This window comes from Streptococcus sp. 2342 (genome assembly GCF_013276795.1).
GTDB lineage: Bacteria > Bacillota > Bacilli > Lactobacillales > Streptococcaceae > Streptococcus.
The window spans coordinates 214557-226663 of record NZ_VMLR01000001.1 but is presented as its reverse complement, the minus strand read 5'-3'; the positions used below and the strand labels follow the sequence as shown (position 1 = coordinate 226663).

The following is a 12107-nucleotide window of genomic DNA, read 5'->3' as shown; positions in this document are numbered from 1 at the left end:
TTACTATAGAATAAGGGAACGGTTCCACAACGTAAGAAGGAGGAATGATGACTACAATAAAACAGGTTGCTGAAGAAGCTGGAGTATCAAAATCAACGGTTTCAAGATATATATCAAAAAAAGGTTATGTTGGAGATGATGCGAGAGAGAAAATAAAAAATGCGATTAAAAAATTAAATTACACACCAAATGTATTAGCACAATCTTTGAAAACTAAAAAAAACCAAATGGTAGGACTCTTATTACCAGATATTTCAAATCCCTTCTTCCCAAGATTGGTTCGAGGCGCTGAATCATATTTGAAAGATAAAGGTTATAGAATTATGGTTGGTACGATTTCAGACCAAGAATCTTTGAGTGAATATGTTAATTTACTGTTAAAAACAAATGCTGCTGGCATTATTACTACACATGACTTCACAAAAGAATATCCGGATTTATCATTACCTGTTGTTGTAGTTGACCGAATTAGTAAAGATACAGGTTACGGTGTTTTTTCTGATAATCAGTCAGGTGGTCGTTTGGCTGCTGAAGCAATCTGTAATGCAGGTGCTAAACAAGTTCTGATTATTAAAGTTTTAGATGATAAAGCCGAGAATATCGCGGAACGGTTTGAAGCAAGTTTAAACTATTTGAGGAATAAATCTTTAGAGATTCGTATTGAAGAAAGTGAAACGTTTGACTTTAAAAAAATTCAAAAAGAAGCTAAAGAGAATCTAAAAAGAAATCCAAATATTGATAGTATTATAGCACCTTCTGATATTCATGCAATAGCTTATATTCATGAAATTTTAGCAATTGGGAAAAAAATTCCAGATGATATTCAAATCATTGGTTATGATGATATTGTACTTAGTCAATTTATTTACCCTTCTTTATCAACTATTCACCAATCATCATATAAAATGGGAGAACAGGCTGCAAAGCTAATCTATAATATGGCAAATAAGTTCTCTATAGATGAAGCTAAAATTAAACTACCTGTTAGATACGTAGAAAGAAATACATTAAGGAGAAAGTAATGAGTAAAATTGTTGTTGTTGGAAGTATTTCAATAGACTTAGTTATGAGAACAAAAAGGATTCCAGAAGGAGGTGAAACGATTTTTGGGGATTCGTTTAATATAGTTCCAGGTGGAAAAGGTGCAAATCAAGCTGTAGCTATTGGTAGATTATCCAGTGTAGAAGATAATATTTACATATTTGGAAACGTCGGAGAAGATATTTTTTCAGCAGATTTACTAAGTAATCTGCAAAATAATAATATTTCTACAGAACATGTGGGAACGGTACCACAATTTACGGGAGTTGCACAAATTACTTTATATGGAGGTGATAATAGGATTATTTATTATCCCGGAGCGAATAATTTAGTTAAAACAAATGATTGGAAAAATGAGTGGGAATTGATTAGTGATGCAAGTATTGTTGTATTACAGAATGAAATACCACATGAAGCCAATCTATCTATAGCTAAATTTTGCCAAGAAAATAAAGTTAAGGTGCTTTACAATCCTGCACCAGCTAGAGAAACAGATATAGAGATGATTCCTTTTTGTGATTTTATTACTCCTAATGAGCATGAATGTTCAGAGCTTTTTCCAGATAAGAAATTAGAAGAAATTATTAAAATTTATCCTAATAAAATGATTGTGACATTAGGAGTTGAAGGTTCCATTTATTATGATGGGGCAGTAGTTCAGAAGATTCCTGCTATAAAAGCAGAAGTAGTTGATACTACAGGAGCAGGAGATACATTTAATGGTGCTTTTGCTTATGCTATCTCAAAAGGAAAAGAGATGAATGTTGCATTGTCCTTTGCAACAATTGCTTCACATCTTTCTGTTCAAAGATTTGGAGCGCAAGGAGGCATGCCGAGTTTGAAAGAAATAAAGGAGCATTCAGGATATGAAGAAATATGGGATTTTAAATAGTAATATAGCAAAACTAGCTGATGATTTAGGTCATATGGATTTGGTTTGTATCGGAGATTTAGGATTGCCAGTTCCAAAAGGTGTTGATAAAATTGATTTAGCATTAAGAAAAGGTAGTCCAAGTTTTTTAGAAGTTTTAAAAGAATATTCAGATCATGTACTTATTGAAAAAATTTTCTTAGCAGAAGAAATTAAGGAAAAAAACAAAGAACAGTGGCAAGCAGTTCTAGATCTTTTAGGATCGAATATAATTATTGAATATATTAGTCATGAAGAATTGAAAGCTATGAATACTAAAGTTAAGGCAGTTATTCGCACTGGGGAAGATACACCATATTCGAATATAATCTTGCAATCAGGAGTTATTATTTAGAAGGGGGTTGCCTATGAAAATTGAAATGAAGAACATTTCAAAATCTTTTGGGAATAATCGTGTTTTAGAAAGTATTGATTTGGTTCTTAATTCAGGAGAAGTTCATGCTTTAATGGGAGAGAATGGTGCAGGCAAATCAACTTTAATGAATATTTTAACTGGACTTTTTCCAGCTACTTCAGGAACTATTTTTATTGATGGAAAAGAAAAAATATTTTCTAATCCTCAAGAGGCAGAACGGTTTGGACTGAGTTTTATTCATCAGGAAATGAATACTTGGCCAGATATGACTGTACTTGATAATCTTTTTTTAGGAAGAGAAATAAAAAATTCGATTGGGTTTTTAGATAAAGCTAGTATGGAAAGGAAAGCTAAAGAAGCATTTAAACGTCTTAATATATCTATTCCTCTCGATGCAATCATTGGTCAATTATCAGTCGGACAACAACAAATGATAGAAATAGCAAAATGTTTATTATCAGAAGTTTCCTTGTTAATTATGGATGAACCCACAGCAGCTTTAACTGATCGTGAAACTGAAACACTTTTTAAAGTGATAGAAGGATTAAAATCTGATGGTGTAGGTATTGTGTATATTTCACATCGGATGGAAGAAATCTTTAAGATTACAGATCTTATAACTGTTATGAGGGATGGGTTTGTAATTGATACTAAGAAAACGAAGTTAACTAATGCGGATGAATTAGTTCAGAAGATGGTAGGTCGTGAATTAGAAGATTATTATCCAGAAAAAAAGGCTGAGATTGGGAATGTTGTTTTTCAAGCTAAGAATCTTTCTGGTGATGCTTTTACGGATATTTCTTTCTATGTACGTCAAGGGGAAATTCTTGGTTTTTCTGGTTTGATGGGTGCTGGTCGTACTGAAATAATGCGAGCAATTTTTGGAATTGATTCTTTAAAATCTGGTCAAATTATAATAAACGAAGAACAACTGATAATTAAAAATCCTTTTGAAGCAATTAAGCATGGAATTGGTTTCTTAACAGAAGATCGTAAAGATGAGGGATTGATTTTAGATTTTTCTATTAAAGATAATATGACTTTACCTAGTACTCGTGATTTTGTTAAAAATGGCATTTTCGATAATAAAACAAGTGGTATATTTGTACAACGTTTAATAGATAGGCTACGAATTAAATCAGGTTATCCAGATAAGGAAGTTGGAACACTTTCTGGTGGTAATCAACAGAAAGTAGTTTTAGCAAAATGGATAGGTATTGCTCCAAAAGTACTGATTCTAGATGAGCCAACTCGTGGGGTAGATGTTGGTGCTAAGCGTGAAATTTACCAATTAATGAATGAATTGGCTGAACGAGGTGTGCCGATTATTATGGTATCTTCAGATTTACCAGAAGTGATCGGAGTCAGTGATCGTATTATGGTCATGCATGAAGGAAGAATTAGTGGAGAATTAACACGTCAAGAAGCTACACAAGAAAAAGTTATGCAACTAGCTACAGGAGGACAATAGTGTGAAAAATACTATGAAGTATATGTCAGAATTGACAACAGTAATAGCATTGATAATTTTAATGGCTGTCATCACTATTATCAATTCAAATTTTTTAACAGCAAATAATCTGTTAAATTTACTATTGCAAGTAACATCAAATGCACTGATTGCTTTTGGAATGACTTTTGTTATTCTAACAGGTGGAATTGATTTATCAGTAGGATCAATTTTAGCCTTATCCAGTGCGCTAACAGCTGGTTTATTAGGATCTGGAATGCCTGTTGCGTTAGCAATTCTCATCTCTTTAATTTTGGGTTGCATTCTGGGGATGATGAATGGGTTATTGATTTCCTACGGGAAATTAGCTCCATTTATCGTTACTTTAGCAACTATGACTATTTTTAGAGGCGCAACACTTGTTTATACAAATGGGAATCCTATTACAAAAGGATTAAGTGATACATTCTTATTTCAATTTTTGGGGCAAGGTTACATAGTAGGAATTCCATTTCCTGTAATTATTATGTTTATTGTATTTATTGTTTTATATGTTTTACTTCATAAAACAGCATTTGGTAAATCTGTGTATGCTATAGGGGGGAATGAAAAAGCAGCATATATATCAGGTGTGAAACTAAATAAAGTGAAAATTATCATTTATTCAATTTCAGGTATGATGGCTTCAATTTCTGGATTGATTATAACATCACGCTTAAGTTCTGCTCAACCAACAGCAGGTGCTAGTTATGAAATGGATGCTATTGCAGCTGTTGTTCTTGGGGGAACCTCATTATCAGGAGGTAAAGGTCGTATACTGGGGACTCTAATAGGTGCTTTAATTATTGGAGTTTTGAATAATGGACTTAATATTATTGGTGTTTCAGCATTTTGGCAGCAAGTAGTAAAAGGAGTTGTAATTTTAATTGCTGTTCTGATTGATCGTTTTAAAGTTGTAAAACAGTAGAATCATTTTCAATTTTTTTGGAAATAGCAACAATTTATTAGATGACGAACAATAGTCGGGATGGAAACTATCCCTATAGATATATATTACGAGGAGTAATAACATGAAAATTATTAAAAAAATTAGCATTTTTGCTTTGTTTGTAACATTTATTTTTGCTTTAGTAGCTTGTGGAAAAACTGGTTTAGGAAATTCATCAAATGATAATAAATCTACGACTCAAAAGTCGGCAAAAGAATTAAAATTAGGAGTTTCTATTTCGACTACTAACAATCCCTATTTTGTAGCTATGAAAGATGGTCTTGAAAAAGCCGCAGGAGAAAAAGAAGTAACTTTGAAGATAGCAGATGCACAAGATGATGCTGCTAGACAAGCAGATGATATTCAGAATTTTATTAGTCAAAATGTAGATGCTTTACTAATTAATCCAGTTGATTCTGATGCAATTGTTACATCTATTAAAGCTGCTAATAATGCAAATATTCCAGTAATCTTAATTGACCGCGGTAGTAATGGTGGTGAAGTCTTGACAACTGTTGCTTCTGATAACGTAGAAGCAGGTAAAATGGCTGCCGAATTTATTACCAAGCAATTGGGAGAAAAAGCAAAAACTTTTGAATTATCAGGAGTCCCTGGTGCTTCTGCAACAGTAGATAGAGGTAAAGGATTTGAACAAATTTCAAAGACAAATTTAGATGTTCTTTCTAGTCAATCTGCTAATTTTGATCGCGCAAAAGCTTTGAATACAGCGCAAAATATGATTCAAGGAAACAAAGAAGTACAAGCAATCTTTGCACAGAATGATGAGATGGCGTTAGGAGCTGCACAAGCAGTAAAAGCAGCTGGTCTTAGCAATGTATTAATTGTTGGTATTGATGGTCAACCAGATGCACATGATGCTATTGCAAAAGGTGATATTACTGCCACTATTGCTCAGCAACCAGCTAAGATGGGTGAAATTGCTATTCAATCAGCAATAGATCATTATCAAGGGAAAAAACTGGAAAAAGAAACAGTTTCTCCAATTTATCTTGTGACTAAGGATAATGTTGATCAACATAACTGGTGATATATTTTCAATAAGTAGGTACTTATTCATCTTCATTCAATGTAGTTTTTAAATATCATTGTTACTATTTGAGCTATTGGATTCAAAAAGACCAGATTCCAAACTTGAATCTGGCCTATGATATGCTACCCTTGATGGAGATGATGGAAACTCCGGACAAATCTGAATTTTTCTACCCTCGCCGTACAGAAGACGATTGGGAAAAGAAAATTTTCTAATCCTTTACTAAATAACCTAGCTGATCCAAGGCCTCCTCGATATAGCGGAGGTCTTGTTGTGTTTCAGCTTCGACTAGGTGGTAATGGATGCCATCTGTCAATTCAGACAGAGGTCTAAAGTCAGAATGCTCGACTTGTTCTAGAAAATGTTGCACGTCTCGGCGGCAAGACAGTTTCAGCAAGGTTTCAATTTCTCCATAAACGGGATGGTCAATCAAGGTATTCTGGACACGCCCTCCATTATCGATGATAGCAAGGAGTTCTTGACCGATTTCTTCAACTTCATGTTTGACTTTAAAAAGTTTGTGAACATAAGGATTGGTTTCAATTTGCTTATAGATATAACCACGATTGGTAGATAGAATTGGAGCTCCATCAGCTCTTAAAATTGCAATATCTTGAACAATAACTTGTCGAGTGACATGAAAATGTTCAGCCAAACTTTGGCCATTGAGGGCTTTAGGAGCTTCTTTCAAGAGTTGGAGCAGGGCTTGTTTGCGATCTTTTGTCATAGTTCTTCCTTTTAACGGCGTTTTCGAAGCACTTTATAGACAGCTAGTGCTAATGTATAGTCTACCATACTATGGATAATTGTGCCAAATCCAACTAGTACAAAGAGAACATAAAACATATTTTCTACATTGGTACCGGAAGTTGCGTAAAAAACGACACAGGCCAATACTTCAGCAAGGGCATGAACAACAGCCAAAACAAAGTTGAAAATCAAGGAAGCTTTTGGTTTATCTAGGGTATCGGGGAATTTTTGTAGGTAAAGAGCTCCCAAAGTCCCAAAAAAGATATGGGAAAAAGCTCGAAATACGATAACCATAGGATAGCCAGCCATCAAAAATCCAAAACTAGAGGCTAGGATGACAAAAACAGCCATCAAGGGCGATAAGAACATGGCGATAAAAATAGCAATGTGGCTCCCCAAAGTGTAAGAAGCAGGTGGAATGACAATCTTAAAAGGCATAACAATTGGAATCAAAATCGCAATAGCCGTTAAGAGGGCAGTCATTGTCATAAATTGTGTCTTTTTCCGTGTATTCATAAGAATCTCCTTTTTAACTGTATATACACTAGTATAGTACAATAAACAAGACAATAAATCAAGTATTTACTTGGGTTTATAGGTCGTTTTTTAGTTAATACTCTTCGAAAACCTCTTCAAACCATGTCAGCTTCCATCTGCAATCTCAAAACAGTATTTTGAGCTGGCTTCGTCAGTTCTATCCAGAACCTCAAAACCGTGTTTTGAGCAACTTGCGGCTATCTTCCTAGTTTACTTTTTGATTTTCATTGAGTATAAATATAGTAGTTTGAAACTGGAAGAGTATATCATGAATGATAAAATATTTCTAGAAATTAATTTGAATTCCCTAATCTATTTGTTGGTATCTTATTTCAATATATTTTACTGGTAAAAATTTCACTAAAAAATAAAATATACAGAACAAAATCTCCACCTTCAAGCATGAAAGCGGAGATTGTTTTTATTTCTTCAAAGTTTGTAATCTTGGAACAATGGCTAGGGTTAGAACTGCGGAAATGACTAATTCGGCAATTGAATTTGTTGAGATAACGGTTGCTAGGAGTTTTTGGATATTACCATCAAAAACATTTCCAAAAAGGTAGAAAATTCCACCGAGTACAAAGACTGTGTTGGTAAGTGAACCAAGGGCACCAGCTAAAATCAGACCAGTTTTATTTTTCATCAGTTTATAGACCAGATAAGGAGTTAAACCAATCAAAATACGTGGGACGATGGCAATGATAGCTGAGTAGATGTTCCCATTTGGTACAAATGGTGAGAAGAGGTAGCTTGTCGGTAGAATTGTAATTGTGTTAACCGTCAAGCTAAGTAGCCCCATCAAAAATCCAAGTGTAACCCCAACTCGTGGACCGTAGATAATGCTGGCAATAATGACAGGAATATGAACAATGGTCGGTTTGATTGGAAATGGAAAAAGGTTAAAGGCAAGCGAGCTCAGAAAGTGTACAACGAGCATGGTTGCAAAAAAGATAGCAATAGGTGCAATATTAGAGCGTTTTTTCATCGAGAGTTTCCTTTATTCTTTCTAAAATAATTGTGAGGTCAGCTAAAGCTCCTCGTCCATGGTCTCCACAAGCTAGTAGGGATTCCTTCGGAGCAATCAGCTGATAGCCGTATGTTTCTAATGTTTTCAGATTAGTCTGAGTTGCCGGATGGTCATACATTTTTGTATTCATAGCAGGAGCTATTAGTTTAGGAATATTTTTGGGCAAGGCTAGAGCTATGCTGGTTACCATGTTGTCAGCATAGCCGTGGGCTAGCTTTGCAATGGTGTTAGCTGTTGCAGGGGCTACGATAAATAAATCTGCCTTTTTTCCAAGTTCGATATGATTAATCTGATTAGGATAGGGTTCCTTCATGACATCCAGGTGGACAGGATTCTGTGATAAGACCTGTAGTGTCAAAGGTTGGATAAACTCTGTAGCGGCCTGAGTCATTAAAACCGTGACTTGATGACCTTGTTTTTTTAGAGAACTGACTAAATCTGCCGACTTGTAAGAGGCGATTGACCCCGTTACAGCCAAGAGAATATGTGCCATATCTTTCCTTTCTAAGAATGGTAGGCTTGAATTTTTTCAAGGAGGAGTTCTGCAATTTCTTCTTTAGTCTGGACTGTTTGAAGATGATCTTTCTCAACAAAGATAGCACGATGCTTGTCTGTTGAAATTTGAGTCTGGTCATTTGCAATGATTAAGTCTGCTTGATTATTGATAAGACTTTTTCTAGCAATGTCAACCAGATGGTCTTCGTTAACATCAACCAGCAGTTTGAAACCAATCAGATGAATAGCAGGATTCCATTCCTTGACTAGAGAGATGATTTTGGGTGTTTTTTTCAGGAACAAAACCTGAACCTCGTCAATTGAAGAAATCTTAGCCTGATGATTTTGCTTGCTTAAAAATTCTTCCAGATTGGAGCTAGCCTGAACTTCCTCAAACCCTGTCATATAGACAGGAGTGTAGTCAGAAACAGCCATTGAGTGGATCAAGACTTGATAGTCCTTGACACGTTCTTGCATTTCAAGGAGAAGGTCGTTTGTATTGTTAATTTCTTGAATGCTTAGGTTGGGATGGGCTTCTGGCTTTAGAGCTCGTTTTGTTGTTATCAAACAAACTTTATGCCCTGCAGCAAGCAAGGTTTCTGTGATGATTTTTCCCAAGTGACCTGTAGAATGGTTAGTGATAGAGCGGACACTATCAATAGCTTCACTGGTACCGCCCGATGTAACTAAAATTTTCATAGCACTATTGTACACAAAAATAAACGGTAAGTAAAATGAAAGTGATGAAAATTAAGTAAATTAATATATGGTCGATTTTGACAATCTCTCCTGTTTATAGGATAATAGAAATATATGCAATAAGGAGAATGCTGAATGAATTTTTTTTAAATTTGCTGACAATTTTACAAAAGAAGCTAGTAAGGTATTGAATGATGCTGGATCCGCTACCAGTAAAGTATTAAATGAAGCAGGTAAATTTACTGGAGAAGCTATTACAGAGTCTGTAAAAGTTATTGAAGATGTTTCAAGTCAGGTTGGCGATGTTATCACAGATGTTTCTGAAAAAGCTATTGGGGTAGCTAGTGATGTGGTAGAACATGTAACTAAAGCTTCATCGGAAACTTTTAATGAAGCAGGTAAAATAGTGAATAATACGAAAGAACAAATTGATGCTGTTGACCTTTTTAATTCTAAACTTAGACAAGAAGCTGTCGAGGGATATAAAGAATCTATAAGATTGTATAACGATGAAGCTGATAATTTAGCTAATAAATCAACAGAACTCTATCAGATTAGGGAAAAAGCGGTCAAAGTTGTAAAAATTATTGAAGAAAGAATTAGTAAGCTAGCAAATAAGCCAAAAGAGTTTGAAACAAAATTAGAAGAAATTGATGTTGAAATTCAGAATTTTGAAGATAAGCAAATTGCTATTTCACAGTCAATTAAGGAAGCTGAATTAGCAAGTGGTAGCACAGCGACTACGGCTTCTCTTAGCGCATTAGGAGTAACAGTTGCAACTTTAGGTCCTACTGCCGCTATGGGTGTTGCAACTACATTTGGTGTTGCATCAACAGGTACTGCAATTTCAAGTTTGACAGGTGCTGCAGCAAATAGCGCCGCTCTGGCTTGGTTAGGTGGTGGAAGTGTAGCAGCTGGTGGCGGTGGAGTGGCAGCCGGTAACGCATTTTTAGCATTGGCTGGTCCTGTCGGTTGGGGAATTGCAGGCGTTATGTTGACCGCTTCTGTAGGCGCTGGTGTAGTAGCTAATAGGAAAAATGAAGAAGTTGCAAAAGAGGCTATAGAGGAACAGAAAAAGGTAGAATTGTTGGCTAGACAACTTAAAGAAAAAGTAATAGAAGTTACGGAATTAATAGAATTAACTGAAAAACAAACAGAAGGAATTTATTTAGCCAATTTATCTTTAACTGGAATGGACTATAGCTTATTTACTGAAGATGAAAAATATAAAGCAGGTAATTTAGTGAATTCAACACTATCACTGACAGCTATGATAAATAAGGAAATTAAAATAAATGGTTAATCAAATTTTTAATCAAGCATTTAACCAAGGTATTGGAGCATATATCAATTGCTTAAATAACTTAAGAATTCAAGACTTACAAATTGCTATGAAAATGATTGAGGATGAAGCTCGTAATGTCATTTTAAACAAGGACAATGCCTCTAAAATCTTAAACTATGCTAGAGATAACATTGAAGACGTTATTCTAAAGAATCGTGGAGGTGAATACGGCGGTCACGGTTTTATTGCTGAATTTGCAGAAGCAGGAATTGTGAATGCGAGAAGAGCTTTTGAAGGATTACATCCTATTGTAAAAGTATTGAATGATAATGGACCAGCTGATTTGTTAATTGGTAGAAATACCATTCAAATGAAGTTTTATAATAATTTACGTGATGAACTAGCTCAATCATTTAATTACAGTGCAAAAATGAGAATGATGTTTCCAAAAGATCACGTTCTAGTATTTGAAAAAATAATGGCTGGGGCCAAAGAAGTTGAATTTAATGGTAAACGATTATCTATTAAACAAATTACGGATATACGACAAATGATTAATGATATTACCGAAAGCAAGGGACTTACTTCATATAAATCTTGGATGAAATCATCTGTTCTAAATTATGATGATGCTCAAAGAAATTCAATAAATTCCATTTTAGATTCCGAGGAGAGGAATATTTGTAAAACTGTCAGACTAAAACAACAAGAGTTAAATAGAAAACGGTTAGTAGCACAAAAAAATTCATTACCAAGAATAAAAGAAGCTAACAAGATTGCAAGGAACGCCGCTTTTTTACAGGGGGGGTTAGCTTTGATGTCAAGTGTGTATGGAAAATATAAAGATGGAAAAAGTATTTTCGAATTCGAACAATCAGATTGGTTAGATTGTGGATTGAATACAGCTGAAGGAGTTGTAAAGGGTGCAATATCTGGGTATTCCATTTACGGATTAACAAATGTCTTGGGGATTAGTGCTCCAAATGCCAGTGCTTTAGTTACGGCAACTTATGGAATGATAGACATTGTTCTAAAGTATAGATCTACAGAAATAACCCAAGATGAATTTATGAATCTCTTGATATTAAATGTAATGGATGCTTCCTTTGCAACAATTGGTGCTTGTATTGGTCAAGCAATGATTCCTATACCAGTTCTAGGTTCTGTAGTAGGTTCAATAGCCAGCTTAATCATTTGGGAAATAGGGAAGGGAATATTAAATGATAGCGAACAAAAAATCATTCAAGACTACCAGGAAAATCTGAATAATTACATAAAAATATTAGATAAGCATTATCTTGCTATTTATAATGAAATCATAGAAAAATATAAAAAACTGGGTAAATTACAAGATTACTCGTTTGATTTATCGTTAAACACTAAACTTAGTTTTGAATATTCTATTGAGTTGGCAGAAAAATTAGAAATTGAAGATACAATAATTTTACATAATTTATCTGAAATTGACAGCTATTTTCTTGACTAAATTATTTTTTCA

At 34.5% G+C, this 12107-nt stretch carries 13 protein-coding genes and 1 pseudogene; 9 read left to right on the top strand and 5 right to left on the bottom strand.

The features are described from left to right. The first annotated feature begins 47 nt into the window (after nucleotides 1-47). The 7 genes and pseudogenes from HT689_RS01035 to HT689_RS01005 form a co-directional block, all read left to right on the top strand. Nucleotides 48-1022, top strand: a complete 975-nt coding sequence (locus HT689_RS01035) for a LacI family DNA-binding transcriptional regulator (protein ID WP_173251358.1) — start codon at nucleotides 48-50, stop codon at nucleotides 1020-1022. After that, nucleotides 1022-1933 (top strand): ribokinase, encoded by a 912-nt coding sequence (gene rbsK, locus HT689_RS01030; RefSeq protein WP_173251355.1) that lies wholly within the window; start codon nucleotides 1022-1024, stop codon nucleotides 1931-1933. The genes HT689_RS01035 and rbsK overlap by 1 nt, the downstream gene beginning before the upstream one ends. Continuing rightward, nucleotides 1908-2306: a D-ribose pyranase gene (gene rbsD, locus HT689_RS01025; protein ID WP_000759835.1), complete on the top strand. Its 399-nt coding sequence runs from the start codon at nucleotides 1908-1910 to the stop codon at nucleotides 2304-2306. Before rbsK ends, rbsD begins: the two co-directional genes overlap by 26 nt. A gap of 13 nt (nucleotides 2307-2319) precedes the next feature. Beyond that, nucleotides 2320-3798, top strand: coding sequence for a sugar ABC transporter ATP-binding protein (locus tag HT689_RS01020; protein ID WP_173225852.1), 1479 nt, complete (start codon nucleotides 2320-2322; stop codon nucleotides 3796-3798). A gap of 1 nt (nucleotide 3799) precedes the next feature. After that, a complete protein-coding gene (gene rbsC / locus HT689_RS01015; protein ID WP_119943467.1) occupies nucleotides 3800-4744 on the top strand; it encodes a ribose ABC transporter permease in 945 nt (314 codons plus the stop codon). A 103-nt stretch (nucleotides 4745-4847) separates the two neighbouring features. Next, nucleotides 4848-5813, top strand: a complete 966-nt coding sequence (locus tag HT689_RS01010; protein ID WP_000691495.1) for a substrate-binding domain-containing protein — start codon at nucleotides 4848-4850, stop codon at nucleotides 5811-5813. Nucleotides 5814-5890: 77 nt separating this feature from the next. Beyond that, a pseudogene (locus tag HT689_RS01005) lies at nucleotides 5891-6031 on the top strand (NUDIX hydrolase); the annotation flags it as partial. Here HT689_RS01005 and HT689_RS01000 read toward each other — a convergent pair. From HT689_RS01000 to coaB, 5 genes are all read right to left on the bottom strand, one after another. Next, complete coding sequence (locus HT689_RS01000; protein WP_138707768.1) at nucleotides 6028-6543, bottom strand: transcription repressor NadR; 516 nt, start codon at nucleotides 6541-6543, stop codon at nucleotides 6028-6030. The pseudogene HT689_RS01005 and the gene HT689_RS01000 overlap by 4 nt on opposite strands. An 11-nt stretch (nucleotides 6544-6554) precedes the next feature. Further along, nucleotides 6555-7082 (bottom strand): ECF transporter S component, encoded by a 528-nt coding sequence (locus tag HT689_RS00995; protein ID WP_173225856.1) that lies wholly within the window; start codon nucleotides 7080-7082, stop codon nucleotides 6555-6557. Nucleotides 7083-7524: 442 nt separating this feature from the next. After that, entirely contained in the window at nucleotides 7525-8088 is a 564-nt protein-coding gene (locus tag HT689_RS00990) for an ECF transporter S component (RefSeq protein WP_173225858.1), read from the bottom strand. Beyond that, the gene (gene coaC, locus HT689_RS00985) at nucleotides 8072-8623 is read right to left on the bottom strand and encodes a phosphopantothenoylcysteine decarboxylase (protein ID WP_173225861.1); all 552 of its coding nucleotides are present in this window, start codon (nucleotides 8621-8623) and stop codon (nucleotides 8072-8074) included. Before coaC ends, HT689_RS00990 begins: the two co-directional genes overlap by 17 nt. An 11-nt stretch (nucleotides 8624-8634) precedes the next feature. Further along, complete coding sequence (gene coaB / locus HT689_RS00980; protein WP_173225863.1) at nucleotides 8635-9324, bottom strand: phosphopantothenate--cysteine ligase; 690 nt, start codon at nucleotides 9322-9324, stop codon at nucleotides 8635-8637. A gap of 187 nt (nucleotides 9325-9511) precedes the next feature. Here coaB and HT689_RS00975 point away from each other — a divergent pair, with 187 nt between their 5' ends. Both HT689_RS00975 and HT689_RS00970 read left to right on the top strand, forming a co-directional pair. After that, the gene (locus HT689_RS00975) at nucleotides 9512-10627 is read left to right on the top strand and encodes a hypothetical protein (RefSeq protein ID WP_188110136.1); all 1116 of its coding nucleotides are present in this window, start codon (nucleotides 9512-9514) and stop codon (nucleotides 10625-10627) included. Beyond that, nucleotides 10620-12095, top strand: a complete 1476-nt coding sequence (locus HT689_RS00970; protein ID WP_173225865.1) for a hypothetical protein — start codon at nucleotides 10620-10622, stop codon at nucleotides 12093-12095. The genes HT689_RS00975 and HT689_RS00970 overlap by 8 nt, the downstream gene beginning before the upstream one ends. Nucleotides 12096-12107 lie beyond the last annotated feature (12 nt).

Bases quoted from the DNA above. Each gene is read 5' to 3' on its own strand.
- HT689_RS01035 (WP_173251358.1), top strand. From the start codon at position 48: ATGACTACAATAAAACAGGTTGCTGAAGAAGCTGGAGTATCAAAATCA.
- rbsK (WP_173251355.1), top strand. From the start codon at position 1,022: ATGAGTAAAATTGTTGTTGTTGGAAGTATTTCAATAGACTTAGTTATG.
- rbsD (WP_000759835.1), top strand. From the start codon at position 1,908: ATGAAGAAATATGGGATTTTAAATAGTAATATAGCAAAACTAGCTGAT.
- HT689_RS01020 (WP_173225852.1), top strand. From the start codon at position 2,320: ATGAAAATTGAAATGAAGAACATTTCAAAATCTTTTGGGAATAATCGT.
- HT689_RS01010 (WP_000691495.1), top strand. From the start codon at position 4,848: ATGAAAATTATTAAAAAAATTAGCATTTTTGCTTTGTTTGTAACATTT.
- HT689_RS01000 (WP_138707768.1), bottom strand. From the start codon at position 6,543: ATGACAAAAGATCGCAAACAAGCCCTGCTCCAACTCTTGAAAGAAGCT.
- HT689_RS00995 (WP_173225856.1), bottom strand. From the start codon at position 7,082: ATGAATACACGGAAAAAGACACAATTTATGACAATGACTGCCCTCTTA.
- HT689_RS00990 (WP_173225858.1), bottom strand. From the start codon at position 8,088: ATGAAAAAACGCTCTAATATTGCACCTATTGCTATCTTTTTTGCAACC.
- coaC (WP_173225861.1), bottom strand. From the start codon at position 8,623: ATGGCACATATTCTCTTGGCTGTAACGGGGTCAATCGCCTCTTACAAG.
- coaB (WP_173225863.1), bottom strand. From the start codon at position 9,324: ATGAAAATTTTAGTTACATCGGGCGGTACCAGTGAAGCTATTGATAGT.
- HT689_RS00970 (WP_173225865.1), top strand. From the start codon at position 10,620: ATGGTTAATCAAATTTTTAATCAAGCATTTAACCAAGGTATTGGAGCA.